Here is a 24,061-nt window from a genome sequence, read left to right on the forward strand (position 1 = left end):
CTGTGCGGGGCGGGGGGCGGCGGGGCGCCCGCCCCCCCCCCCCCCCCCCGGCCCCCCCCCCCCCCCCGCCCCCCCCCCCCCCCCCCGCTACTCACTGCGTCCTCTGCGGGCTAAAAACTCAACTGAACGTTTCCAGATCAGCTTCCACCGAGGAAATCCGCAACAGCCCGGAAGCTCCCGTATCTTGCCCGCTGTGATACGCCGTCTGCTGCTCCTGTTCTGCCTGTTTGCGCACCTCGCCACTGCTCAGCACCTGCCCCAGCGGCAGTTCCTGAAGCAGTTCGGGGCCGCCGAGGGGTTGCCGCAGCCGTTCATCTACGCTCTGGCCCAGGATAAAGCCGGCTACCTCTGGATTGGCACCGCTGAGGGCCTGGTGCGGTTTGATGGAACGGAGTTTGTCACGTTTACAACCAAAGATGGGCTGGCCGAGGACTTTGTGACCCAGCTATCCGTGCATCCGCGGACCGGACAACTGTGGGTAGGATACTACCAAGGCGGCATATCCCGGTTAAATGAGCAACGGTTTCAACAAGTAACGGCGGCAGCCAAAAACGCTCCGTTACGCCCGCGTACCGGTATCATGCCGCCGGACACGGCATTCCGGGAATATGGAAAGCCCCTTTATCCCTACGCTGAACCGCCCGGTTTTGAGCCGTCTTTTGGCTTATATCACCTGCTGCCGCCAGGTACGGTGCCGCAGTGTGTTCTGCTGGATCGGGAGCATAACCTCTGGATAGGTACCGCTGGCCAGGGTCTGTGGCGCTGGTCGGATAGGCACGTAACATTCTTTCCTGCATTATCTCCTAGGTTAACTGCGCTGGCCAGCAACGGAGCCGGCTTTAGTGGAATGTCCGATGGCTATTTCGCCATTCTAGGTCGGGGAGCAAAAAAGGGTGCTGCGGTTCGGCGACTTGCAGAACGCCTGCCGTATGCTCCCACCGTGTTGCTGCCATCTTTTTCCAAACGGGCAGAGCAGCTTTTTAAGAAGCATCTTAAGAAGCTAACACCCTATACTATCTGGGCCGGCACCGCCGGGCACGGTCTCTGGCAGATGGAGGAGCGAGCGGCTCAGAATAGGCTGGATCATCCACGCCTAGTCCGGCGAGTACCCACCGACCTGACAGTAACGGCGCTTACCCAGCATCCCAACGGCGACGTTTGGGTAGGAACGGCTCTGGATGGCGTGTACCGCTTACCGGCCGACTCTACCCTACCTGCTCAGCATTTTACAACGGCTAACGGGCTGCTGCATAACACCATTTATGCGTTAACAGCCGATACGAGCGGGGCCGTTTGGATTGGCACCCACGATACTGGCCTAGCGGTGTGGCGTAATGGTCGGTTCCAGTATCATCGTTTTTCTAAAGGCGGCATTGATGTGTCAGCGTTGCTTACGGATGATGCAGGCCGGGTATGGATTGGCACGGAAGGCGCGGGCATACTCTGTTATTTCAACGGTCAGTTTCAGACCTACAGCAATGCGCAAGGCTTGGCTTCACCGTATTGCTACGCTCTGTTGTCCGTACGCTGGGGTACAAGCTACCACGGCGGATACCGATATGATGCCCGGCGGGAGCGGATAGTAGCCGTGCACCGCAACGCCATCAGCTTCGCCGATTCCAGCCGGCACTTTGCCCCGGCTACGCTCCCCGATAACCCGCTGGTGCGCGACCTGCTACCACAGGCAGCCGTGGCCTGGGACGATTATTGCCTCTGGATTCTAACCCGCAACGGCTTGCTACGCCTGCGCACCGACGAGCCAGACCTGTTACCTAGCATTACTGCGCCCCGGCCCGCACTATTGGCTAGCGAGGTAGATGGAGCTACCCGCCAGCTTCAGCAACTCGGTGAATTATCAGCCACTCAGCATCGGGTGTCGTTCCGGTTTCGGGGCATCAGCTTGTTGCCGGGGCGCGCTGGCATGCAGTATCAATACCGCCTGCGCGGCTACCAAGAGCACTGGAGCAACCCTACCATCGTGGGCGAGGCGCAGTTTCCGCGTTTGGAAGCCGGTCAGTACGTGTTTGAGGTACGGGCCCGGCTTGGGGACCAGGGCCAATGGTCAGTCCCGGTTACCGCCAGCTTCAGCATTGCCACCCCGTTCTGGCGCACGTGGTGGTTTGCAGCGTTAGTGCTGCTGGGGGCGGCGGGATTGGCCTACGCCTTCGCCCAGGCCCGCACCGCCACTCTGCGCCGCCAGAAGCTGCAGCTGGAAAACACCGTGCGCGAGCGGACTGCCGAACTCCGCCAGCAGAAAGCGGAAATTGAGCACATCAACGCTGATTTAGTAGTGGCCCGCGACGCGGCCGAGGCTTCCCGTCGGGCCAAGGCCCAGTTTCTGGCCAATATGAGCCACGAGATTCGCACGCCCATGAATGCAGTAATTGGCCTGACCCACCTGCTGCGCAACACATCCGTCAACGGGGAGCAGCGGGAGTTTCTGGAGGCCATCCAGTCGTCGTCGAACAACCTGCTGGTTATCATCAACGATATCCTCGACTCCTCCAAGATAGAAGCCGGCAAGCTCACCCTGGAACAGGCCCCGCTCCGGCTGCCAGAGCTGGTGGAGCGGGTGGCGCGCATGTTCCGGTTTGCCACCGAGGCCAAAAGCCTTTATTTCCACACCAAGATTGACCCGGCCGTACCCGCCGCCATCCTCGGCGACGTGGTGCGCCTCAACCAGGTGCTGGTGAACCTGGTGGGCAACGCCGTGAAGTTCACCACCAACGGGGGCGTTACCCTCCGGCTGCGGCGGCAGCCTGCCACGAGCGACACCCCTGAAATGCTCCGCTTCGGCGTGCAGGATACGGGTATCGGTATTGCCGCTGATAAGCTGGATGCCATTTTCGAGGACTTCTCCCAAGCCAACGCCAGCACTACCCGGCAGTTTGGCGGCACGGGCCTGGGGCTGAGCATTGCCCGCAACCTGGTGGAGTTGCACGGCGGCCGACTATGGGTAGAAAGCCAGGAAGGCGCGGGTTCTACCTTCTGGTTTGAGATTCCCTGCCTGCCCGTTGAAGCCTCCACCGTACGCACCGAGACAACCGGGCCACTGCTTGCCTTTGAGCCGCCGCTACGGGTGCTGGTTGCCGAGGATAACGACCTGAACCAGCTGGTAGCCCGCAAAACGCTGGAAGCCTGGAACGTGCAGGTTACGATTGCCGCCAACGGCCGCTTGGCGGTGGAGGCCGCCCGGCAGCAGCCCTTCGATGCCGTACTACTCGATATTCAAATGCCCGAAATGGATGGCTATGAGGCCGCCCGGCAATTGCGCAGCCTCTTCCCCGATGCATCCGCTCTGCCGCTCATTGGCCTCACGGCTTCGGCCCTGCCCGAAGACCGGATACTGGCCCTGGAAGCTGGCATGAACGATACGCTGGCCAAGCCCTTCGACCCGGCCGTGCTCTACACCCGACTAGCCTACTTCACCGGCCGCGCCTTGCCCCCCGCAGCCCCCGACCTGCCTGCCCCAACGCGCCTGCCCACGAGCCAGGGGCCTACGGTACCTGAACTTCCTCCTCTACTTTCAGCAACCCCGCCCCAGCCCGATTGGAGCCTACTGGAGGAGTTAGCAGGCGGAAACGAGGCTTTTGTGCAGCAGATTGTGCGCACCTTCCTGGAGCAGGCCCCACCGCTGGCCGATGCGTTGCAGCAGGCATCAGGCGCCGCACTGGGCCAGGTTGCGCATAAGCTTAAAGGTCAGGTAGCTTATTTCGGGCTGGCTGCCTTAACTGATCAGCTGGAATACCTGGAAGAGCAAGCCAAACGTTCGGACCTGCCCTTGCCAGATAACGTGCCTGCGGTAGCTCAACAAATTCACCTGCAATTACTTGCGCTCTACCCGATTTTACGGCAACGGCTGCCGCAAGCCCAGCTGAAACAATAGGCTTTTTTCGGGTTAGCCTGTACCTTTGGCATTATGGCTGAAACTTCTGCTCCGCTCCGCTGCCTCGTTGTTGACGACGACCCTTTGGCAATTCAGATTGTGGAAAATTGCGTGAGCAATACGCCGTTTTTGCACCATGTAGCCAGCTGCGAAAGTGCCGTTGCCGCCGCCGAAATCCTGCGCCAGCAACCCATCGACGTACTATTTCTGGATGTGGAGATGCCTCTGATGTCGGGCCTGGATTTGTTGCGCACCCTGCAGGATCCGCCCTTGGTGGTGCTTATCACTAGCAATAAGGGGTACGCGGTAGAAGCATTTGAGCATGATGTGCTGGATTACATTGTGAAGCCCATCAGCTACGCCCGGTTTCTGAAAGCGGCTCAAAAAGCCCTGGAAACCGTGCAAGCGTACAGCACCGGGACGGATGCCATTGAGGCTCCCCAAAACCAGGAATTCACCTTTGTAAAAGTGGATAGCCGCCTGGTAAAGGTCCTCTTTGATGAGGTACGCTACGTGGAGGCCCTGGGAGACTACGTGCACATTGTGACGGGCCAGAGCAAGCTCATTGTGTATAGCACCATGCGGGCCGTGGAGGAAAAGTTTCCCGCCTCTTTGTTTGTGCGAGTACACCGCTCCTTTATTGTTAACCTGAAGCGCGTGCAAACCATCGAAGACAACACCATCATCCTCGATAACAAGCACATTCCCATCGGCCAGACCTACCTGCGGGAGGTATTTCAACGCCTGAACAAGTTTTAAGGCCCTGTACGTTGCTATCTATCTTTCCGCGCAGTCAGGCCTTCTTGCTACGCAGCCTGCGCGTGTTGTGCGGCTTGCTGCTACTGGCCAGCCGGGCCGTAGCCCAGCAGGCCGGCGATACGCTCAGCGCAGACTGTCCCCAGCCCCGCCTTATGGAAATGTGCGTGGAGTTGGATGCCCGCCGCGCCGTTGATCCTGGGGCCGGGCCGCTCACCTTCCGCTGGAACATGGGCGACGGCACCCAGCTTACCGGCCCGGTAGTACAGCATTGCTACCAACTGCGCAAAAGCTACACCATTCAGCTAGACGTAGTAGAGGAAGCCACGGGTGAGGTGCGCACTGCCGAGAAGCTTATTCCGGTTGATTTTACCAAAGAAATCGTGCTCAACTTTCGAGCTGTCGACACTGTGCGCGTTGGCCAAGCCGTTACGTTTGATGCCTTGGATTCCCAGTTGCCTTTGTGCAAGAATGTGGTAGTGCTCTGGGATTTTCGGGACGGCTACGTTACCAATGGCCCGCAAGTGCAGCACGCCTTCCGGCGCCCCGGCCAGTACGCCGTACGCATGAGCCTGCGCGGCAACGGCCCCGACGCCTGCCCCAGTAGTCACTGCGTGAGCCGCACCGTGGTGGTAATACCTTAATCCGCCCCGAAACGAGAAGAACGGTAAACGGAGGGGTTAATCTGCCCAGCACTTGCTGACCAACCAGCCGTAGCTTCCGCTTACGTCCGGTTCCGCTCGGCGTGTTCAATGGCCGCCTGCTCCATCTGGTTTTGTCGCAGAATACCCAACGTTAGCTCCCACAAATCCTCATAGGGAATGATTTCAATTTCCCCGTAGGCCTCGCCCGGCTGCGGGGCGGCTTTCAACCGTTCTAGTAGCGGGGCCGCTTTCTTTTCGCATACGGCTAGCACAAAATTTTCCTTTACCGTCATCAGCAGCATTCGGAAAAACAACTGACTGCGTAGTGTGGCTGGGTCGCGGAGGTGGCGCTGCTCATACTTGCGCAGTCCTTCCAGCCGGGCCAGCAACCCTTCAATGTCACGGCGGCGCAGGAAATGCAGAAACTGTAGTATCAGAATGGCCACGTTGTAGCCCTGCTTATCCCGGCTGTAGTCCGGTACGGTTTGCACGAACTGGGTGAAGTAGCGCATTTTCACCGGCGACTGTTCCGGCCGCACAAACTGTATGTAGGCCTCATACAGCTCCCAGCGTTGCTGGGCTGCTACGCGCTGTTTTCGGTAGTAAGGGTTTTTGCGGGCTTGCTGCAGCAGCTCAAACGCCTGCCCGTACTGCTTGGCATGAACAGCCAGCAGCAAGTACGTTTCCAGAAAGTAAAACCAGTTACCCGAGGAATAATGAAAATCCTTGAAGTACTCTTCGGCCAGCGCTAAGCCCTTCACCGCTTTGCGGCAGCGCAAGTGCGCGTACACGCTCATGTAGTTATTGAAGCGCTTATCGAAGCGTTTATCATTGATTTTGCCCTGCTTGCGCGCCTTTTCCGTGACGGAGGTTATCTTGATTATCTCTTCATAGTTGCCCACTAGCTCTTCCTTGGAGAGGCGGGTAACATACAGGAAATGAAACGTATTGTAGCTTTTTACCTTCTTATGAATCTGCTCAAGCTTGTGCTGATAAACCGGCATCTGGTGCAACAGAAACTTCCGTGACCTTACCTTATGGTTGAGGGCCATCTTGATATCGGCGTACAGCACTTCCGCCTCTTCCTCCAAAGCAAGTTGTGCCTGATAAGCAGCCAACTGCTTGATAACTTTCTTATACTTGGCCGGCTGCCGCATCTCGGCATAGATGATGCGAAGAAAACGAGCACCAAGCACACTATAGGCTGTATATTCTGCATCTTCGGCTACGCGAATAAACTTGCGGAACAGTTTTTCTGCCATCTTGTATTCGCCTTCCCCGGCCAGAATTTTAGCTTGATGCAGCAGCCCCAGGCACTGCTGCTCATAGCGTTTCGAGGCTATATGGCGCGGGTCCGTCTGATCCAAGAAGTACAAATGGTTCAGTAGCTTCTGCTGAACTCTTGACTTTAGTTTTCGATACGTAGTCTGCGTTTTAGCATCGGTTTTACCGTATAGGCTCTTCACCAATTGTGTCTGGGTGACTACCGTAGAATTGTCCAGTAGCCGTACCAGCTGCAGATCTTTTTGAGAAGAATTTCTGTCGGAAAAGTCGAGAAACGGCAAAACTGCTTGCCGTCTATCTGTCACAATTCGCACTAATGTTGTCAATTCATCCATAAGAACAGGGCGTCTAACGGCTTTTAAAGCAAGAAACTGGAATAGTGAGGTGCCATTTTATATGTCACAATTTTGGCAATCTATGCCTTTACCTTTTGCATATTCCTGACAGACCTTTGTAGACGTCTAGATACGTATTTTCTGTCTTCATATGTCACAAAATAGTTACACATTGTCCGAGTATTAAAATTAAAATTCCTTCCATACTCCTAACAGAACGACATTTTATATTGATAGTAGCTATAAATTTTGTCTTAAATACAGGTCACGATTACACCCTGTATTTCCTTTACCTGGGCTGGTTTGGACTCCACCTTTGTGTCATTCAATCATCTGACACACAAATATTTCCAAGCCATGTTAGAGCTCATCACCCTCGCCCTGCTGCAATTTGCCAGTTTCTCCTTTGATGCAACCGGCACTTCCTCATCTGCTGCAACTGACTCCGGCTCCTCTACTACTTGCGCGGTTGATCATGGCGTAGGTGGCTGGGGTGATGGCCACATAGTATCCGACCATGGAGTTGGTGGCTGGGGAGATGGTCACTAGGCGAACCTACCTAGTGTATTTATAAAACGTGGTAACTTGCCCGGACTCACGTCTTACGCGGTTATCCGTTCATGCAGCAGCTTTTTGCTAGGCTATATCTGGTTGTTTTAGCAGGCGTGCTGCTGACGGCCTGCACGCCGCCAGCCTCCTCTCCCAACCCGGGCACAGTACGCATCCGCTGGGCCCGCGACCCGGAGAACCTGGACCCGTTGATTGTCAGCAACGCCAGTGCTTACGAAGTAGCCAACCTCACGCACTGCAGCTTGCTGGTGGGCCGGGAATCGGTTCACGATTTTGTACCCTGGCTGGCCGAGGAGTTTCCAACTGTGCAACGGCCCAATGACTCTGTACTGCTGGTTACCTATCGTATCCGGCCAGAGGCGACCTGGGATAATGGCTCACCGGTGCTGGCCCAGGATGTAGCCCTGACGCTTAAGGTAATGAACTGCCCGGGGCTGCCCATTGAGAAGGATCAGGCCGTATATGGATTCATCCGGGACATACAGCTGGACTCTGCCGATGCCCGCCGGTTTACGCTGGTGTGCCAGGGCCAGTCGCCGGAACACATCCGTACCTCCGGCGACTTCTCGATTTTACCAGAGTACATACTAGACCCCAAAAAACAACTGCGGGCAGTGCCGCTACCAGCTATGCTGCGGCAACCCATTTTGCCGGCAGTGCAAGCGCTGGCTCAGCGTTACCAGGCTCTGCAGGTGGCGCGGCATCCGGAAAACGTACCGGGGTGTGGCCCTTATACCGTAACGGCGTGGCAGAGTAACCGCTACCTCACGCTCAGCCGGAAGAAAAAGTGGTGGGCGGATGCGTTGGCACCTGCGCCAGCGCAATTGCAGGCCTACCCTACTAAACTCGTTTATCAGATTATCCCGGATGCGGCTACGGCAACACTGGCCCTGCGCCGGGGTGAAGTAGACGTGTTTTCCCTGATGCCCGCCGCAGAATTTGCGCGGCTGCAGCAGTCAGCAGAGGACCAGAAACGTCTGAATTTTTATACGGCCGACTCCTACGAGTTTGCAACGGCCAGCTTTAATGTGCAGCAACCCATATTTCGGGATGCAGCTACCCGGCGGGCCCTGGGTCTGCTGTTCGATGTACCGGCCCTGATCAAAGCAACCCAGCAGGGAGGAGCCATGCCCAGCGTCGGGCTCATCAGCCCCCGCATAAAGCCGTACTACAACGACAGCCTGCCACTGCCCACTTTCGCGCCAAAACAGGCCGTTTCCTTACTGCAACAAGCGGGCTGGCAGCGCGGCGCTACCGGTCAGTGGGCGCGCCCAAGCAAAACGGGCGCGGCTCAGTTGCTGCGTTTTGGTATCAGTTACCGAGCTGGTGAACCTACCTTCGAAACTATAGCGCTACAGTTCAGGGCGGCAGCGGAAAAAATTGGAATTGCAGTGGAGTTGCGGCCGACCGAGCAGTCGGTATTGAGCCGGCAGTTGCGCGAGGGAACAGCCGAAATGTCTATCCGCAACTTTTCAGGCAACCCCTTTTCGTACGATTTTACTTCTTTGCTGCACACCCGGGGTATCGGTGCCGATAATACCACCCGCTTCGCTACCCCGCTCACCGACCGGCTGATTGAGCAAATTACCAGTACTGAAGACGCCACTCGAAAAACCCGGTTGTTGCGAAAATTTCAGAGGGTAATGGCTGAGGAAGTCCCGTTTAAGGTGCTTTATTTTCTGCAGTATCGGATAGCCGCGGCCCGTTCCATTGGGCGGGTGCCGGTTTCAGGCCTCAAACCAGGCTACGAAGCGGCCCGGATTCGGCCCGTACCAACTGCTCAATAACCTTTGTATGCGGAGGCAGGCGTTGCTGTGGCACATGGCCCGGGCGGCCGGAGCGGCGTGGCTGATTGTATCTGTCCTGTTTCTACTCAGCCACGCAACTACTGACCCCGAAACCCAGCTTCGGGACACGCTGGAAAACGCTACCCACCCGAGCGAAGTAGGGCAACGAGCTGCGGCTACGCAACAACTGCTACATCGGTACGGGCTCGATACCCCCCTTTTTTACACTACTTGGCACCCGCAAGTGGGCTGGCAATGGCACGGAGCCCAAAACCAATATCATACCTGGCTAACCCAACTGGCACACGGTAACTTGGGGTATTCCTATCAGGCTGACACTCCCGTAGCTGAACTCCTGGCCCAAGCCCTGCACTATACCTTACCCCTGACGCTGCTAGCGGCTTTGCTCAGCGTAAGTGCGGCAGTAGGCCTGACGGTCATTCTCAGTTACCGCCCGGTGGGCCGCCGCTGGTTTCTGCGTTTGGCGCACACGTTGCAAAGTCTGCCGCTCTTTTTATTGGCCCTCGGGTTATTGCTGCTGTTCGCCAACCCTGATGCGCTAAGCTGGTTTCCGGCGTTCGGGCTGAGTTCGGGGGTGGCAGCAGAAGCGTGGCAGCAGCCTGGGATTATGCTCTATCAGCTCACCTTGCCGGTAGCAAGCCTGGTGCTGAGTAGTTTTCCGGCATTGGCTATTCAGTTAGATGGAGCTCTGCAACAGGAGTTCACGCAGCCCTACACCGCAACAGCCCGGGCCAAAGGGGCTTCACAGGCGCGTACGGTTTGGCGGCACACCCTGCGTAACGCATTGCTCCCCCTGGTAACCTTGCTTACCGAGCTACTGCCCAGTATTGTGGCTGGCTCCGTGGTGGTTGAAGTTATATTTGCCCTACCGGGCATGGGCCGCCTGATTGCCGATGCGGCCCTACAGCAGGATTTCCCGGTATTATTGGGGGGCGTTGGCCTGGTGGCATTCGTTCGGTTAGCAGCCCAGTTCATGGCCGATATCCTTTATTCTGTCCTTGACCCTCGTTTCCGGCTAGCCGCATGATGTATGCGGCGCTACTCCGAAAGCAGTGGGCGGCAATTGGCTGGCTGGCTCTGGTTGCGCTGGCGGCGCTATCAGCCCCTACTGATTCCCTCACTCCCGATTTGGCTAACGTCAATCAGCCGCCCTTTCACTCTTCGCACTGGCTGGGCACCACCCCCCAGGGGCTCGATGTAGGCCTAAGCCTATGGCAAGGTGCGCGTACTGTGCTGCTGGTCAGTCTTCCGGCTTCCATGCTCACGCTGATGCTGGGTGCTGCATTGGGCGGGGCAGCCGGTTACTGGGGCAACACCAAGTGGCGGGTCGGCCGACTTAGTTTATTGGGCGTGGGTAGTACTCTGCTCTTGTCCGTTGCAGCACTTTTTTACGTCCCGGTTTACTGGCTTTGGCTTGGAGTACCGCTACTCCTGGGGGGGAGTTGGCTACTGGGCCGCAACCGCCACGGCGCTACCTGGCCAATTCCTGTAGATAGTATTGTTATGGGGCTGATTGCCCTCCTCAATTCTATTCCGTTGCTTGTGTTGGTGGTGGCTATGGCGTCAGTGCGCCCGCCTTCGATAGGTGGAGTAGTAGCCTTGCTGAGTTTGACCTGCTGGCCGGTACCGGCCCGCCTGATGCGCGGGGCTACCCTGCAAAGCAGTAGGCAGCCTTATCTGGAAGCGGCCTGGGCAGCTGGCATTCCTACCCACCGCATTTTGTGGCGTCACATTGGGCCTAATACGCTACCAGTTTTACTGGTGCGCTTTCCGTTAACAGTAGCCATTCTAATCGGGCTCGAAACAACTTTGTCCTTCCTCGGGGTAGGCCTACCGGCTGATACTCCGAGTTGGGGACGCCTGTTAGCCACTGTCCGTCAGGCACCTACTAGCTGGTGGCTGATTGTATGGCCGGGCCTGGCAATTGTCGGTACAGTACTGAGTCTGCAACGCCTATCCTCCCTACCTAAAGGCCCCTCCTATGTCACATAATCTACTTATTGCTCACATCCACCTTATTTCAACTTTTGCACGCAACTCTATAACTAATTGTTTATCAGAATTATAATACATAATAATACCATAACATCTATTCACAAGCCTATTATTTCGCCCGTAATTACATGTCACGTTTGTAGCGGAAGTGTCCTTTACAAGCCTTGGTAACTGCCTTAATATTGTCATAAGGAACGGCCAGCAAGGAACTCCCAAGCAGCTTAGTACTTCTTCTACAACTGTTTTGCCAGTGTAGGTAAACAGGGCGCTACGGCTGATTGAGCCGTCTGGGGAGCCAGAGTCGTCTTTGGATGACTATGACAGTATTATTCATGTACGAAGCCTACGCGGCTGCTCGCGGTGCGCTTCGCTACATCCAAGGTTGTTGCAATAGGTGTGTGAAAATCCCGTGGACGCTGTCTACGGGTTTTTTGCGTTTACTGGGTTGCCGTTTGCTGGGCAACCAACGCAATGCCCTCCGCGAAGGTGTGCGGCCGATACCCTAAGTTTTTACGGGCCTTATCAATGATAAAGCCCGTGCGCAGTGGGCGCTGGGCCGGCTGCGTGAATGTGCTGGCATCCACGGGGGTAATCAGGGAAGCGTCCAACCCAAAGTGCTCAGCTACCTGCAGGGCCATCTGGTAAGGGGTGAATAGCTCGGGCCCGCTAATGTGGTAGATGCCCGTGGCGTTATGCTGAGCCGCCAGCCAGCAGCCTGTAGCTAGGTCCTCAGCCAGCGTAGGTGTGCGCAATTGGTCATTTACCACCTTAATGGGCTTCCCGGCCCGCAAAGAGTCGCGCACCCAGGTCACAACGTTGGTGCGGCCGTACGCGTGCGCGGTACCATACACCAGCACCGTGCGCAGAATTACCCACGGTGCTTGGCAGGCCTGCACCAACCGCTCGGCGGCTACTTTGCTGCGCCCATAAAAATTAACGGGGTTAGGCACGGCATTCTCATCCAGTGGGCCCATTTCACCGCTGAAGACGAAATCGGTGCTCAAGTGTACTAAATGCACCTGATGTTGCTCACACCCTGCTACCAGATTGGCTACGGCCACCACATTTTGCTGCCAGCAGGCCTCCTGATGCAACTCGCACTCATCCACGTTGGTCATGGCAGCGGTGTGCAGTACATGGGTAGGCTTGTGGTAGCTGAATACTTGCTCCAGCCGCACGGCATCGGTCACGTCCAATGTCACAAACTGCACCTCCGGATACACCGCCGCCAGCTTGTTGGCCCCGCGAGACGTGGCCAGGAGCTGCACATCGGGTTGTTGCCGGAGCAGGGCTACCAGTTTCTGCCCCAGCAGGCCGTTGGAGCCGGTTATCAGGATTTTCATAGCTGATGGTAGCAACGGCCAAGGCCTAGTACTGATACCCGTAGAGTTCGGTGATTTTCTTTTTCTTCAGCTTTTCCACTTTCACAGTCATCTTGATGTCCGTGACGGGGCGGTTCCGCTCGGCGGCAGGCTGCTGGGCAATTTTATCTACCACATCCTGCCCGCTGATTACCTGTCCAAACACGGTGTATTGCCCGTTGAGGTGGGGCGTGCCCTGGGGGTTCTGCACGATGTAGAACTGGGTGGCGCTGCTCATGCGCTGCGGATTCACAACGTCAGCGGTGCGGGCGGCGGCCACGGCGCCGCGTTTGTGCGTAAGCTCGGGCCGAATTTCGGCCGGAATGCGCTTTTCATCTTCCCGGCCAGCGCCGTCGTTGCTGGGCTCGTCGTCCTTGGAGTTCAGGTCGCCGCCCTGCACCATAAAGCCCGGAATAATGCGGTGAAACGTGGTGCCATTGTAGGCGCCGCTTTCGGCCAGCTTCAGAAAGTTGGCTTTGTGCAGCGGCGTCTCGTCAAACAGCACCAGCCGGATGTCGCCCTGGGGGGTACTGATGGTAATAACCTGATCTTTCTTGCTTTTGCGGGGCTTGCCGGCCGCTTGCGCAAAAGAGAAAGTGAAACCGATGAACAAGCTCAGCCAGAAGGCCCGAAGCAGAAAAGTAGGCATGACAGGAAGTGAAGACGGGTTTGTACGGGCAAAACTACACGCTTTTGAAGGGGAAGGTTGCGCCCTTAGTCCTCCGCCTGCTATTGGCAGCATCATATAGCTTCTCAAGTTCCTGCGGTAAATGGGTGGCCGGTCAAACTATTTTTTTCGCACCTACGGCTCAGCTCCCACATTTACGTATGCGGAAGCCATTGCATTTTCTTCACACGCCCGACTATGTCCCAACCTCTCCCCTCCACTACTGCACCAACTCACTGGTTTCCCAAGCTTCTGTTGGCCCTTTACCTCGTCGAGTTTGTTGCCCTGGGCATCAATCCGGCTGACCGGGGCACGTGGTGGGCTGAAAACGTTCCGATTCTGCTGATTGTGGGGGCTTTGGTAGTCATGTACGTGCGGGGCCTGCGGTTTTCCAATCTCGCTTATGCACTCATGAGCGTACTCATTTTTATGCACACCGTGGGTGGGCACTATACGTTTGAGAAAGTACCCTTCGACTGGTTTAACAACCTGTTCGGCTTCAAGCGCAACATGTATGATCGGGTGGCGCACTTCTCGGTGGGCTTCTACGCCTACGCCCTCATCGAGTACACCGACCAGCGCGACCTGATTCGGAGCCGGTTTCTAAGCTACCTGCTGCCGCTGTGCGTGATTGGTACCGTGGCCATGAGCTACGAGCTAATTGAGTGGGTATACGCCGAGGTAGCCGGTGGCAACGCCGGCGCCGCCTTCCTAGGCAGCCAGGGCGACATCTGGGATGCTCAGAAAGATATGCTGGCCGATACCAGCGGGGCTGTATTTGCGCTGGTGCTGTATGCGCTGTTTGGCCAAGGCAAAAAAGAATAGCAACAGAACCGTCATTCTGAACACAACGAAGGACCTTAGCAGGCGTGAACAAGTTGTTCAGGCGTGGTAAGGTCCTGCGTTATGCGCAGAAGGCAGAAAGTACTGGCTACTCCCGCTCCCGCCGGATGTCGTCGAGAATTTGCTGGCCGCCGCGGGCCAGAATGCTTTCGGCCAACTGGATGCCGGTTGTTTCGGCTTCGGCGGGGGTGGCGGTGCGGGTTTCTTCGAGGAATTGCTGCCCATCAAGGCTGATAAGGCCGGCGTGGAGCTGCAGAGTCGCGCCATCGGGGCTGAGCGTGGCCAGAGCGAAGCTGGGGATGCTGCAGCCGCCTTCCATCGTGCGCAGGAATGCCCGCTCAGCGCCCAGGCACAAGTGGGTTGCGGCGTGGTCGAGGATGCGGTGCAACTCAGCTTTGAGGGCGGGCTCCAGGTTGCGGGCACACTCAATGGCCACGCTGCCCTGGCCGGTTGCCGGAATAAACTGGTTTTCGGGCAGAATGTGGCGAATCAGACCATCATACTCCATGCGGTGCACGCCAGCGTATGCCAGTACCAAAGCATGATACTGTCCTTCTTCGAGCTTGCGCAGGCGGGTTTGCAGATTACCACGGGCCTCGGCAGTGGTGGCGTGGGGCAGAAAGCGCTTCAGCATGGCCTTGCGGCGGGTGCTGCTGGTGCCTAATACCAGGTCGGGGCGCTGCAGGTCGAGGGTGGCGTCGAAGCTCACCACCACGTCGTTTACCCGCTCCCGCTCCATAAAGGCCAGCAGTTCCAGGTCGGCGGGGATAGTACTTTGCACGTCTTTAGCGCTGTGCACGGCAATATCAACGTGGCCGGTCCGCAGACCTTCTTCCAGCTCTTCGGTGAATACGCCCTTCGCCCCAATTTTATCCAGGGAGCGGTCCAGCACCACGTCACCTTTGGTGGTGATGATAACGATTTCGGGCGTGAGGCCGGCGGCCGCCAGGCGGTCGGCTACGTGGTGAGCCTGCCACAGCGCCAGCTTGCTGCCGCGGGTACCAATACGAATGGAAGTCTTCAACTTGGAAACGAATTCAGAAACCGTGATACTTGGCGGACCGAAACCGCCCCGGGCCTTCGCCTCTACAAAGATACGCGCCCCGGCCAAGCTAGCCGGCTATACGCCGTTTAGCAGCAGCTATACTAAGTTAGCAAACTGTATTTTGCTTGATTGCAGCCCGCAAACAAGGTTTTCGGGCTTGCTGCGTCCAGCTTTTCAGAGGCGGAGCAGCTCCGCCACCCGCAGCGAAATATCCAGGAATATCATGCGGGGGTTGGCGTTGCGCTCAATGTGGTAGTGCGCTTCGTTGAGCTCCTCGGCCAGCTGGGAGGCGTTGCGGGGCGTTACGAAGGGGCTGAAACCTTTCACGAACCCCTGCTCCTGCTGGGGCAGATGGGGCACTAGCTGCGCATCCAACCCGAACAGCAGCACCTTGCGCACCAGCGTGAGGGCGTACTGCAGAAACTCTTTCTGGTTTTCCCGGCCCAGCTTTTGAAATTCGTCGCTCTTGTCCAGCATGTCGGCCACTTTGTTGGCATAGCAGGTGCGCATCCAGGCCACAAACAGGGCAAAGTAGTCGTGCTCTTCCTGGCCGGAAGCCTGGGCAGCCAGTGCCGCCCCAACGTTGCCTTCGGTAAGCTGGGCCAGCTGCCGAGCTTTCACTTCAGGCATGTGCTGCTTGTCGCGCAGCCAGTTGGTCAGCTCCGCTTCGGGCACGGCTCGCACCACTACGGGCTGCACCCGGCTTATGATGGTGGGCAGCAGCTGCTCGGGAGCGTTGCTCACCAGCAGAAAAATGGTGGCGGGTGGCGGCTCTTCCAGCAGCTTCAGCACGGCGTTAGCAGCGGCGGGGTGCATGAGTTCGGGCAGCCAGATAACTACCAGCTTGAAGCGGGCCTCGAAGGCTTTAAGGCTCACCAGCCGCAGCAGGTTCAGGCTTTCTTCCTTGGAAATGTTGCCCTGCTTGTTCTCCGCCCCGATATGCTGCATCCAGGCGTTGAGGCCCTGGTAGGGGTTCTGGAGCACAAATTCCCGCCACTCAGCCGCAAACTTGCTGCTCACCGCATCCTTGGTTACGGCCTTGGTGGTGGTAACCGGCAGGATGAAGTTGAGGTCGGGGTGAATGAGCTTGTCGATTTTCTGACAGCTGGCGCACTGCCCGCAGGAATCCTCCGCCTCCGGGGTACGCGCCTCGCAGTTCAGAAACGCCGCGTATGCCAACGCCAGGGCCAGCGTAGCCGACCCCTCCGCCCCGCGGAACAGCTGGGCGTGGGCCACGTGGTTGCGCCGCACGCTGCCCAAGAGCACCTGCTTCACCTGCTGCTGGCCCGGTATATCAGAAAAACGCATTGATTCAGCTTATTCAGCAACGGCTACTTACAACTCTACGCCCGCAGCCGGGGCCGCTGGCGCAGCCCGCTCCCACACCCGGTCCTTGGCCGTAGCGTCGTACACGTGCTGCATGATGCCCTGCTCCACAGCATCGTATTGAAGCTGGCGGCGGGCCATTACACGCTCCGCAACCTCTGTTACTTTGGGCAGCTTGAAGGTTTCGAAGCCGGCCGCGCCGCCCCAGCTGAAGCTCGGGATGAAGGTGCGCGGGAAGCCCGCCCCAAAGATATTGGCCCCTACGCCCACCACCGTACCGGTGTTAAACATGGTGTTGATGCCGCACTTGCTATGGTCACCCATCATGAGGCCGCAAAACTGCTGGCCGGTGTTTACAAAGCGGCCAGCCGAATGGCTCCAAATTTTAACAGGGGCGTAGTTGTTCTTGAGGTTGCTGGTGTTAGTATCGGCCCCCAGGTTGCACCACTCCCCGATTACCGAGTTACCCAAGTAGCCGTCGTGGCCCTTGTTGCTGTAGCCCAGCAAAATGCTGTTACCCACTTCGCCGCCTACTTTGGAATACGGGCCCACGGTATTGTCGCCGCGCATTTTGGCCCCGGCGTTGATGTGGCTGCCCTCGCACAACGCCAGCGGCCCGCTGATGATAGCGCCTTCGTGCACCTGGGAGTTGCGGCCCAGGTAAATGGGGCCGTTTTCGGCGTTGAGGATGGCCGCCCGGATTTTCACGCCCGGCTCAATGAAGATATTTTCGGGAGCGTACACGATGGTGTGCTTGTCTCCTACGGGCTCCGACTGCCGGCCCTTGGTCAGCAAATCAAAGTCGCGGCGGATTTCGGCCCCGTTGCGCAGAAACAGGTGCCACACGGCCTGAATGGCGGTTACCGGCTCCAGCACGTCGCGGGTTTTCTGGAAGCCTTCCTGAATTAGCTCGGCTACCTGGGTGGCATCGGCTAAATGGGCAGCCACCAGCATTTGCTCATCAAACAAGGCCTCCCCGGGCGTTAGCGCCTGCACTTGCTGCACCAGCAGGTCATCGGGGCAGATGGCGCCGTTGATAACCAGGGCCGGGCCCTGGGTGTCGCCGGCCGGGTACTTGGCCTGCAGGTAGCTTTCGGTGAGGTAGCCCACGCGCTCTACGCCCAAGCGGTGCTGCCACTTCTCGGCCAGCGTGAGGATACCGCAGCGCAGGGCCGCCACGGGCCGGGTGAAGGTAAACGGCAGCAAGTGAGGGCGAATGGCGGGGTCGTCGAAGAGCAGAACGTGCATGGGATGTTGGCTGGTAGCTACTGGCTGTTAGCTGTTAGCTCCGGCGGGCGGGGCGGACCGCCGGAGAAATGAATGCTCAAAAATGGCAAATAAAAAACTCCCTTCGGATGAGGAAGGGAGTTTCTTGCAGAAAGCTATCAGCCAACGGCTAGTAGCGAACAGCTTACGAAAAGCTATTTTTTCTTGTAGCGGTTCATGAACTTCTCTACGCGGCCAGCCGTGTCGAGCAGAACGTTTTTGCCGGTGTAGAAGGGGTGCGACTCCGAGCTAACTTCCACCTTGATAACGGGGTACGTTTTGCCGTCTTCCATCGTGATGGTCTCGTTGGAGTTCATCGTGGAGCGGGTAACAAACTTGAAACCGCTGGAAGTGTCCTGGAATACCACTTCGCGGTACTCGGGGTGAATGTCTTTTTTCATGGTCGTAGGGCCGTTTTACCTTGTTGCCTGCCGATTTTGCGGAAGGGACTGCAAAAGTACACGTTACGCCCGGATTTCAAAAGTCATTCTGCCCTTTTCTGGTGCTGGCCTGATACTTAACACCTTTTTAACCCGGGTTCTGGCCGGATACCCGTATACTTACTACGTTTTCTTTCTGCCCTTTCAGCAGTTGCCTATGCCCCGTATTGCTACCCTTGCCGTTATCTGCTTATTGGTTTCTGCGCTAACCTACGGCGCTACCGTTACCCTGTTCCGGGCCCAGATTCAGGGCAACAGTGTACACTTGGAGTGGAGCGCCACCGCCGAGCAGGGCGTCAGCGGGTACGAGGTGTACCGCCAAGATTACCCGGCCGACGACTTCGACCAGATTACCAGCCTCAGCCCCCACGCCCAGGCACAGTACCACTATACCGACCACAATATACTGCCCGCCACCGCCGGCTACGGCCCGGTCACCTACCGGCTGGCCGTGCGCACCCTGGCCGGTACCCGCACCTACCACACCACCCCTGCTCAACCCGAAGACAACTTGGTGGCCCGCTCCTGGGATACCATCAAGCTGATGTTCCGCTAGAGAGGAAGTGAGTAAGTTTGAGGGCTCAATTCGACGGTTTCATCGGGCCTGTTCCCGCTCTTACTGACCAGCACGCTCGGGCCTGCTTGCGCCTCACTCAACTGCTCCCTTACTTAGTTACTTTCCCATGCGCCTCTGCTTTGCTTCCAATAATGCCCACAAGCTGGATGAAATCCGGCCGCTGCTGCCCGCTACCGTTGAGTTGCTTAGCCTGGCTGATATTGGCTGTGAGGTAGAATTACCCGAAACCCAGACCACGCTGGAAGGCAACGCCCGCCAGAAGGCCCAGTACGTGTGGGACCATTTTGGAGTAGCCTGCTTTGCTGATGATACCGGCCTGGAAGTGACGGCCCTGGGCGGCGAGCCGGGCGTGTACTCGGCCCGGTACGCTGGCCCCCAGCGCCTCAGTGAGGACAATGTGCGGAAGCTGCTGCAGGAACTCCAGGGCCAGCCCAACCGCTCGGCCCGATTCCGGACGGTGGTAGCGTTGGTGCTACCCAGGGGCGAGGTGCACGAATTTGCCGGAACCGTGGAAGGCCGCATCACCGAAGCCCCCCAGGGTACGGACGGCTTCGGCTACGACCCGGTTTTTCAGCCTGCGGAGGGCGACGGCCGCACCTTTGCCCAGATGACGCTGGCTGAGAAGAACGCCATCAGCCACCGCAGCCGCGCCGTGCAGGGGCTGGTGCGGTTTCTTGCCGGCAACTAGCTCCCATTAAATCGGGCTGGTTCCGCTTTCCGGCAGTACCATTTAAGCCAGTCGAACCATAGGCGGCGTAGCGGCTGGGGCTACAATTTCAGGTATTCGCCTCTGCGCTCAGCTAGATTTCTTACTTTTGCAGGGTTGGCCCCGCCGGTACGGGCCTATTCCCACCCCCATGCAACACCCTTTCATCGTCGGAATTACGGGCGGCAGCGCCTCCGGCAAAACCACGTTTCTGCGTCGGCTGCTGGCTTCGTTTCCCGAAGAAGAAATCTGCCTGATTTCGCAGGACAATTACTATCATCCCCGGGAAATTCAGACGGTAGATGCCCAGGGCGTCACCAACTTCGACCTGCCTGGCAGCATCGACTCGGCGGCTTACGCGGCCGATGTGCTGCGCATTAGTCAGGGCCTGGAAGTGCGTCGGCAGGAGTACACGTTCAACAACCCCAACGTGGTGCCCGCCGAGCTGGTGTTCCGGCCCGCGCCCATTGTGGTGGTGGAAGGCATCTTCGTGTTCTACTTTGAGGAAGTGGCCAAGCTGCTGGACCTGAAGGTGTACATTGATGCCCGGGAGCACGTGAAGCTGCAGCGCCGCATCGTGCGCGACCGGGACGAGCGGGGCTACGACCTGGAGGACGTGCTCTACCGCTACACCAACCACGTAGCGCCTACCTACGAGAAATACATCAAGCCCTTCAAGCACGATGCGGATATCATCATCCCCAACAACCGCCACTTCGACAAGGGCTTGGATGTGTTGGTTTCCTTTCTGCGCAGCAAGGTTGTTCAGGGCCAGTCGGCCCAGTAGTACTGCTACCAGAGTTTGCAAAAAGAGCTTCCCCCCGGCCGGTGGAAGCTCTTTTTTTGTCTGATTAGGGTTGGCCCGACGGTAGTTTTGCAGCGCCGGGGTCAAAAACCTATATTTGTAGCTCTTACCCCAATTCCGTTGCGCTTCCTTACCGCATTTTTGCCTCGTCTGCGTTTTGCCCTCATCACAGCCACGTTGCTGATGGTGCTGGGGCTGAACCACCAGGCTGTGGCTACCTTGCGGGTGCTGCCAGCCGGCCACCAGGCTCGCGTAGAGGCGGCACCCCGCACGGCAGTAATTAAGCAACGGGTAACCCTCGAAGCCACCTCCCCGCTGGGCTGGTACGTGGCCCCAGCCGCCGAGGCGTGGCTGCCGCTGCCCGTGCTGCTGCCCAATCCCCAGTGGTACCCAGCCAGCCCGGCCGGTCCCCAGGTTCGGCCCAGCGCCGTGCCGGATGTTTTCCGGGCGCTACTGCTGCTGGCCGCGCTGTCGCCGCAGGCTCCTTAGCTGGTTGCCTGGGCCGTTTTTATGGTTGATTGTTGCCGCCAGCTGAGGCGGTACAGCAGACGTGTTGTTGGTGTGTGCAGATGAACGTGGCCCGACCCGGCGCATCAGCTTCTTTCTTTCCGGATTTATCCAACCTACTTTTTTCATGCGTAATAAAGGACTCATCATCACGCTGACCGTTCTGATATCGGCGTTGTGCTTGTACTTCCTCTCGCTAACCCTCGTTTCCAGGGGGGTGCAGCGGGATGCGGCGCGCTATGCTTCGCGCAGCGGCCAGATCAACGAAAAATCCCGCCAGCACTACCTCGATTCGGTGTGGCGGGCGCCGGTTTTCGGCCCCCTTACGTACAAGGATGTGCGGCAGTCGGAGCTGGGCCTGGGCCTGGATTTGAACGGCGGTATGCACCTGACCATGGAAGTGTCGCCGGTGGAGATTGTGCGCGCCATGAGCGGCAACTCCAAGGACCCCGTGTTCAACAAAGCCCTGGCCCAAGCCCAGGAGCTGCGGAAAACCAATACCTCTACGCCGTTTACCACGCTGTTTGCGCAGTCGTTCCAGCAGGTAGCGCCCAACGATAAGCTAGCCCGCATCTTCGCCAACACCATCAACAAAGGCGCCATCGACATCAACGCCTCCAACGATAAGGTTATCAGCGAAATCAACAAGCAGGTGGAGGAATCCATCGGCCGCTCGTTCAACATCCTGCGGAACCGCATCGATAAATTCGGTACCAGCCAGCCCAACATTCAGCGGGTGAAAGGCACGGGCCGCATCCAGATTGAGCTGCCCGGCGTGGACAACCCCGACCGGGTGCGGAAGCTGGTGCAGAGCCAAGCCAAGCTGGAGTTCTGGGAAGTATGGCGCCAGGATGAGTTTGCGCCCTACCTGAACCAGCTGGCCCAGGTGCTCAACGCCCAGGAGGCTGCGGCCACGAAGCCTGCTACGGCGGCGGCTACCACCGATACCACGACTACGGCCGCTGCTGCCACGGCCGGCGACTCTTCTTCCCTGGCTAGCCAGCTGGCCAAGAAGGACACCAAAACCGCTGCTAAAACCGACTCGGCTTCCCAGAAGAACGTACTGGCCAGCCTATTTACGATGCCCGGCAAGCTGGGCGTGAACCTGCGCGACACGGCCCGCATGAATGCCGTGCTCCGTAGCCCCGAAACCCGTTCGGTACTGCCCTCCAACCTGACCTTCCTGTGGGCGGCTAAGCCCGAGGCCATCAGCGGCCAGGAGTACCTGGAACTCTACCCCATCCGCAAAAGCACCACCACGGAAGCTCCTATCGGCGGCGAAGTTATCAGCGACGCCAAGGGTGACTTTGACGGCGTAAGCGGCCGGGCCGAGGTAAGCATGCAGATGAACCCCACGGGGGCCCGCAAGTGGCAGCGCCTCACGGCCGCCAACATTGGCCGCCAGATTGCTATTGTGCTCGATGACTATGTGTACTCGGCGCCGGTAGTGCAGTCGGAAATTGCCGGGGGTAGCTCCAGCATTTCGGGCAACTTCCAGATTGAGGAAGCGCAGGATTTGGCCAACACGCTGAAGGCTGGTAAGTTGCCCGCCCCCACGCGCATTGTGGAGGAAGCCGTAGTAGGTCCGTCGCTGGGCCGCGAGGCTACCAACCAGGGCCTGTTCTCGGTAATTGGCGGTCTGGGCATCATCATGCTGTTCATGGCCGTGTACTACGGCCGCGCCGGCTTGGTAGCCGATGCCGTGCTGCTGTTCAACCTGTTCCTGATTATGGGCGTGCTGGCTAACTTCCAGTTTGCCCTCACGCTGCCCGGTATTGCGGGTTTGCTGCTGGTAATTGCCGCCTCGGTAGATGCCAACGTACTGATTTTCGAACGGATCCGGGAAGAGCTGGACCACGGCCTGCAACCCACCGACGCCATCAACAAAGGCTACTCGCGGGCAACCACGGCCATTTTCGACTCCAACGTAACCCAGCTGATTATTGCCGTTATCCTGGGCTTCTTCGGTACGGGTCCGGTGCAGAACTTCGCCATTACCCTGGGTATCGGCGTGTTTACCTCCTTCCTATCGGCGGTGTACGTGTCGCGTCTCATCATTGAGCGCATGGTGAAGAATAACAGCGCCAAGTCACTGAGCTTCAGCACCCCGCTGTCCAACAACCTGTTCAAGAACATTAACCTGGACATTGTGGGCAAGCGCAAAATTGCCTACACCTTCTCCACCATCTTCATCGTCATCGGCTTCGTGCTGATGTACATCCAGGGCGGACCCAACTTGGGCGTTGACTTCCGTGGAGGCCGCGAGTACATCGTGAACTTCAGCAAGCCGGTAGTGGCTTCTGACGTGCGCGACCTGCTGACCCAGGATTATTTCGGCGGGGCTGGTACGGAGGTAAAAACCTTCGGGGCTGAAAACCGCCTGCGCATCACCACCGGCTACATGGCTGCTGATGAAAGCGTGGACGCCGATAAGCAGGTGGAAGCCGCCATGTTCAAGGGCTTGAACAGCAAGTATAGCAGCCTCAACCCAACCAAGGTAAGCTCCTCGAAAGTGGGTGCTACCATTGCCGACGACATCAAGCGTACCTCGGTGCTGAGCCTGGGCCTGACGCTGCTGGCCATTTTCGTGTACGTATTGTTCCGCTTCGAGAAGTGGCAGTACTCCATGGCGGCCGTGGTGGCCTTGTTCCACGATGCGCTGCTGGTTATTGCCTGCTTCCCCATTGCCCGGGTGTTTGGCCTGAACTATGAAATGGACCAGGTATTCGTGGCGGCCGTGCTAACCACCATCGGCTTCTCCATGAACGATACCATCGTTATCTATGACCGAATCAGGGAATACCTGAGGGAAAACAAGAATCTAACGTTTGCGCAGGTGGTCAACCCGGCCCTGAACAGCACGTTCTCGCGCACCATGATTACGTTCACTACGGTGTTCCTGGTGATGGTGGTACTGTACGTGTTCGGGGGTGAAACGCTCCGCTCGTTCTCCTTCGCCATGATTCTGGGTATCATCTTCGGTACGTACTCTTCCCTGTACATTGCCGCCCCGCTGATTCTGGATACCTACGGCCGCAAGGAAAAAGAGCGTCTGAACACCTCGGAGGCAGGCTCGCCCAAGTTAAATACTGCCGCTCAGGCATAAGCAGCCCCGGAGGCTGCGGCTCATTACCGTCACCTCGCCTTGTCGCGTCCGGCTAACTGTTGACAGGAATAAGGCAAGGGCCCCGCTCGGATTTTCCGGCGGGGCTTTTCGCTTGCTGATGGACTTGATTAGGG

General features: G+C 57.9%; 20 protein-coding genes. 13 read left to right on the forward strand and 7 right to left on the reverse strand.

Annotated elements, in window-relative coordinates; all coding sequences use genetic code 11:
• Nucleotides 1–193 precede the first annotated feature (193 nt).
• Genes ABIB60_RS22185 through ABIB60_RS22195 form a run of 3 tightly spaced genes read left to right on the forward strand, consistent with a single transcriptional unit; the run spans nt 194 to nt 5,286 of the window.
• Complete coding sequence (locus tag ABIB60_RS22185; RefSeq protein ID WP_354582522.1) at nt 194–3,886, forward strand: hybrid sensor histidine kinase/response regulator; 3,693 nt, start codon at nt 194–196, stop codon at nt 3,884–3,886.
• Between the two features lie 33 nt (nt 3,887–3,919).
• Nucleotides 3,920–4,645 carry a LytR/AlgR family response regulator transcription factor gene (locus ABIB60_RS22190; RefSeq protein WP_354582523.1) on the forward strand — a complete coding sequence of 242 codons (726 nt, stop codon included), beginning with the start codon at nt 3,920–3,922 and terminating at the stop codon, nt 4,643–4,645.
• A 44-nt stretch (nt 4,646–4,689) separates the two neighbouring features.
• Nucleotides 4,690–5,286, forward strand: a complete 597-nt coding sequence (locus tag ABIB60_RS22195; RefSeq protein WP_354582524.1) for a PKD domain-containing protein — start codon at nt 4,690–4,692, stop codon at nt 5,284–5,286.
• A gap of 80 nt (nt 5,287–5,366) precedes the next feature.
• Here ABIB60_RS22195 and ABIB60_RS22200 read toward each other — a convergent pair whose 3' ends face one another.
• Entirely contained in the window at nt 5,367–6,662 is a 1,296-nt protein-coding gene (locus tag ABIB60_RS22200; protein ID WP_354582525.1) for a hypothetical protein, read from the reverse strand.
• Between the two features lie 546 nt (nt 6,663–7,208).
• Here ABIB60_RS22200 and ABIB60_RS22205 point away from each other — a divergent pair.
• The 4 genes from ABIB60_RS22205 (at nt 7,209) to ABIB60_RS22220 (ending at nt 11,275) form a co-directional block, all read left to right on the forward strand.
• Complete coding sequence (locus ABIB60_RS22205) at nt 7,209–7,454, forward strand: hypothetical protein (protein WP_354582526.1); 246 nt, start codon at nt 7,209–7,211, stop codon at nt 7,452–7,454.
• 71 nt (nt 7,455–7,525) lie between these two features.
• Nucleotides 7,526–9,262: an ABC transporter substrate-binding protein gene (locus tag ABIB60_RS22210; protein ID WP_354582527.1), complete on the forward strand. Its 1,737-nt coding sequence runs from the start codon at nt 7,526–7,528 to the stop codon at nt 9,260–9,262.
• A gap of 7 nt (nt 9,263–9,269) precedes the next feature.
• The gene (locus tag ABIB60_RS22215; RefSeq protein ID WP_354582528.1) at nt 9,270–10,310 is read left to right on the forward strand and encodes an ABC transporter permease; all 1,041 of its coding nucleotides are present in this window, start codon (nt 9,270–9,272) and stop codon (nt 10,308–10,310) included.
• A 242-nt stretch (nt 10,311–10,552) separates the two neighbouring features.
• A complete protein-coding gene (locus ABIB60_RS22220) occupies nt 10,553–11,275 on the forward strand; it encodes an ABC transporter permease (protein WP_354582540.1) in 723 nt (240 codons plus the stop codon).
• Nucleotides 11,276–11,715: 440 nt separating this feature from the next.
• Here the strand turns inward: ABIB60_RS22220 and ABIB60_RS22225 are convergent, their stop codons facing one another.
• Nucleotides 11,716–12,621 carry an SDR family oxidoreductase gene (locus tag ABIB60_RS22225; protein WP_354582529.1) on the reverse strand — a complete coding sequence of 302 codons (906 nt, stop codon included), beginning with the start codon at nt 12,619–12,621 and terminating at the stop codon, nt 11,716–11,718.
• A gap of 25 nt (nt 12,622–12,646) precedes the next feature.
• Nucleotides 12,647–13,288: a peptidylprolyl isomerase gene (locus ABIB60_RS22230; protein ID WP_354582530.1), complete on the reverse strand. Its 642-nt coding sequence runs from the start codon at nt 13,286–13,288 to the stop codon at nt 12,647–12,649.
• A 216-nt stretch (nt 13,289–13,504) separates the two neighbouring features.
• Here ABIB60_RS22230 and ABIB60_RS22235 point away from each other — a divergent pair, with 216 nt between their 5' ends.
• A complete protein-coding gene (locus ABIB60_RS22235; RefSeq protein ID WP_354582531.1) occupies nt 13,505–14,131 on the forward strand; it encodes a DUF2238 domain-containing protein in 627 nt (208 codons plus the stop codon).
• A 106-nt stretch (nt 14,132–14,237) separates the two neighbouring features.
• Here ABIB60_RS22235 and hemC read toward each other — a convergent pair whose 3' ends face one another.
• From hemC to ABIB60_RS22255, 4 genes are all read right to left on the reverse strand, one after another.
• Nucleotides 14,238–15,173, reverse strand: coding sequence for a hydroxymethylbilane synthase (gene hemC, locus ABIB60_RS22240; RefSeq protein WP_354582532.1), 936 nt, complete (start codon nt 15,171–15,173; stop codon nt 14,238–14,240).
• Between the two features lie 195 nt (nt 15,174–15,368).
• On the reverse strand, nt 15,369–16,502 hold the full coding sequence (locus tag ABIB60_RS22245) for a DNA polymerase III subunit (protein WP_354582533.1): 1,134 nt from the start codon (nt 16,500–16,502) through the stop codon (nt 15,369–15,371).
• 27 nt (nt 16,503–16,529) lie between these two features.
• Nucleotides 16,530–17,768, reverse strand: coding sequence for a GlmU family protein (locus ABIB60_RS22250; protein ID WP_354582534.1), 1,239 nt, complete (start codon nt 17,766–17,768; stop codon nt 16,530–16,532).
• Between the two features lie 173 nt (nt 17,769–17,941).
• Nucleotides 17,942–18,187 carry a type B 50S ribosomal protein L31 gene (locus ABIB60_RS22255; RefSeq protein WP_125417889.1) on the reverse strand — a complete coding sequence of 82 codons (246 nt, stop codon included), beginning with the start codon at nt 18,185–18,187 and terminating at the stop codon, nt 17,942–17,944.
• 196 nt (nt 18,188–18,383) lie between these two features.
• Here ABIB60_RS22255 and ABIB60_RS22260 point away from each other — a divergent pair, with 196 nt between their 5' ends.
• From ABIB60_RS22260 to secDF, 5 genes are all read left to right on the forward strand, one after another.
• Nucleotides 18,384–18,782 (forward strand): hypothetical protein, encoded by a 399-nt coding sequence (locus ABIB60_RS22260; protein WP_354582535.1) that lies wholly within the window; start codon nt 18,384–18,386, stop codon nt 18,780–18,782.
• Between the two features lie 127 nt (nt 18,783–18,909).
• The gene (gene rdgB / locus ABIB60_RS22265) at nt 18,910–19,491 is read left to right on the forward strand and encodes an RdgB/HAM1 family non-canonical purine NTP pyrophosphatase (protein WP_354582536.1); all 582 of its coding nucleotides are present in this window, start codon (nt 18,910–18,912) and stop codon (nt 19,489–19,491) included.
• 169 nt (nt 19,492–19,660) lie between these two features.
• The gene (locus tag ABIB60_RS22270) at nt 19,661–20,296 is read left to right on the forward strand and encodes a uridine kinase family protein (RefSeq protein ID WP_354582537.1); all 636 of its coding nucleotides are present in this window, start codon (nt 19,661–19,663) and stop codon (nt 20,294–20,296) included.
• A 159-nt stretch (nt 20,297–20,455) separates the two neighbouring features.
• Complete coding sequence (locus ABIB60_RS22275; protein ID WP_354582538.1) at nt 20,456–20,803, forward strand: hypothetical protein; 348 nt, start codon at nt 20,456–20,458, stop codon at nt 20,801–20,803.
• 145 nt (nt 20,804–20,948) lie between these two features.
• On the forward strand, nt 20,949–23,927 hold the full coding sequence (gene secDF, locus ABIB60_RS22280) for a protein translocase subunit SecDF (RefSeq protein WP_354582539.1): 2,979 nt from the start codon (nt 20,949–20,951) through the stop codon (nt 23,925–23,927).
• Nucleotides 23,928–24,061: the final 134 nt, after the last annotated feature.

It is taken from the genome of Hymenobacter sp. UYP22, assembly GCF_040547285.1.
Classification (GTDB): Bacteria; Bacteroidota; Bacteroidia; order Cytophagales; family Hymenobacteraceae; genus Hymenobacter.

Excerpts from the sequence above, each read along its gene's own strand:
- ABIB60_RS22190 (WP_354582523.1), top strand. The coding sequence starts at position 3,920 with ATGGCTGAAACTTCTGCTCCGCTCCGCTGCCTCGTTGTTGACGACGAC.
- ABIB60_RS22210 (WP_354582527.1), top strand. The coding sequence starts at position 7,526 with ATGCAGCAGCTTTTTGCTAGGCTATATCTGGTTGTTTTAGCAGGCGTG.
- ABIB60_RS22215 (WP_354582528.1), top strand. The coding sequence starts at position 9,270 with ATGCGGAGGCAGGCGTTGCTGTGGCACATGGCCCGGGCGGCCGGAGCG.
- ABIB60_RS22220 (WP_354582540.1), top strand. The coding sequence starts at position 10,553 with ATGCTGGGTGCTGCATTGGGCGGGGCAGCCGGTTACTGGGGCAACACC.
- ABIB60_RS22225 (WP_354582529.1), bottom strand. The coding sequence starts at position 12,621 with ATGAAAATCCTGATAACCGGCTCCAACGGCCTGCTGGGGCAGAAACTG.
- ABIB60_RS22230 (WP_354582530.1), bottom strand. The coding sequence starts at position 13,288 with ATGCCTACTTTTCTGCTTCGGGCCTTCTGGCTGAGCTTGTTCATCGGT.
- ABIB60_RS22235 (WP_354582531.1), top strand. The coding sequence starts at position 13,505 with ATGTCCCAACCTCTCCCCTCCACTACTGCACCAACTCACTGGTTTCCC.
- ABIB60_RS22245 (WP_354582533.1), bottom strand. The coding sequence starts at position 16,502 with ATGCGTTTTTCTGATATACCGGGCCAGCAGCAGGTGAAGCAGGTGCTC.
- ABIB60_RS22250 (WP_354582534.1), bottom strand. The coding sequence starts at position 17,768 with ATGCACGTTCTGCTCTTCGACGACCCCGCCATTCGCCCTCACTTGCTG.
- ABIB60_RS22255 (WP_125417889.1), bottom strand. The coding sequence starts at position 18,187 with ATGAAAAAAGACATTCACCCCGAGTACCGCGAAGTGGTATTCCAGGAC.
- ABIB60_RS22260 (WP_354582535.1), top strand. The coding sequence starts at position 18,384 with ATGCCCCGTATTGCTACCCTTGCCGTTATCTGCTTATTGGTTTCTGCG.
- rdgB (WP_354582536.1), top strand. The coding sequence starts at position 18,910 with ATGCGCCTCTGCTTTGCTTCCAATAATGCCCACAAGCTGGATGAAATC.
- ABIB60_RS22270 (WP_354582537.1), top strand. The coding sequence starts at position 19,661 with ATGCAACACCCTTTCATCGTCGGAATTACGGGCGGCAGCGCCTCCGGC.
- secDF (WP_354582539.1), top strand. The coding sequence starts at position 20,949 with ATGCGTAATAAAGGACTCATCATCACGCTGACCGTTCTGATATCGGCG.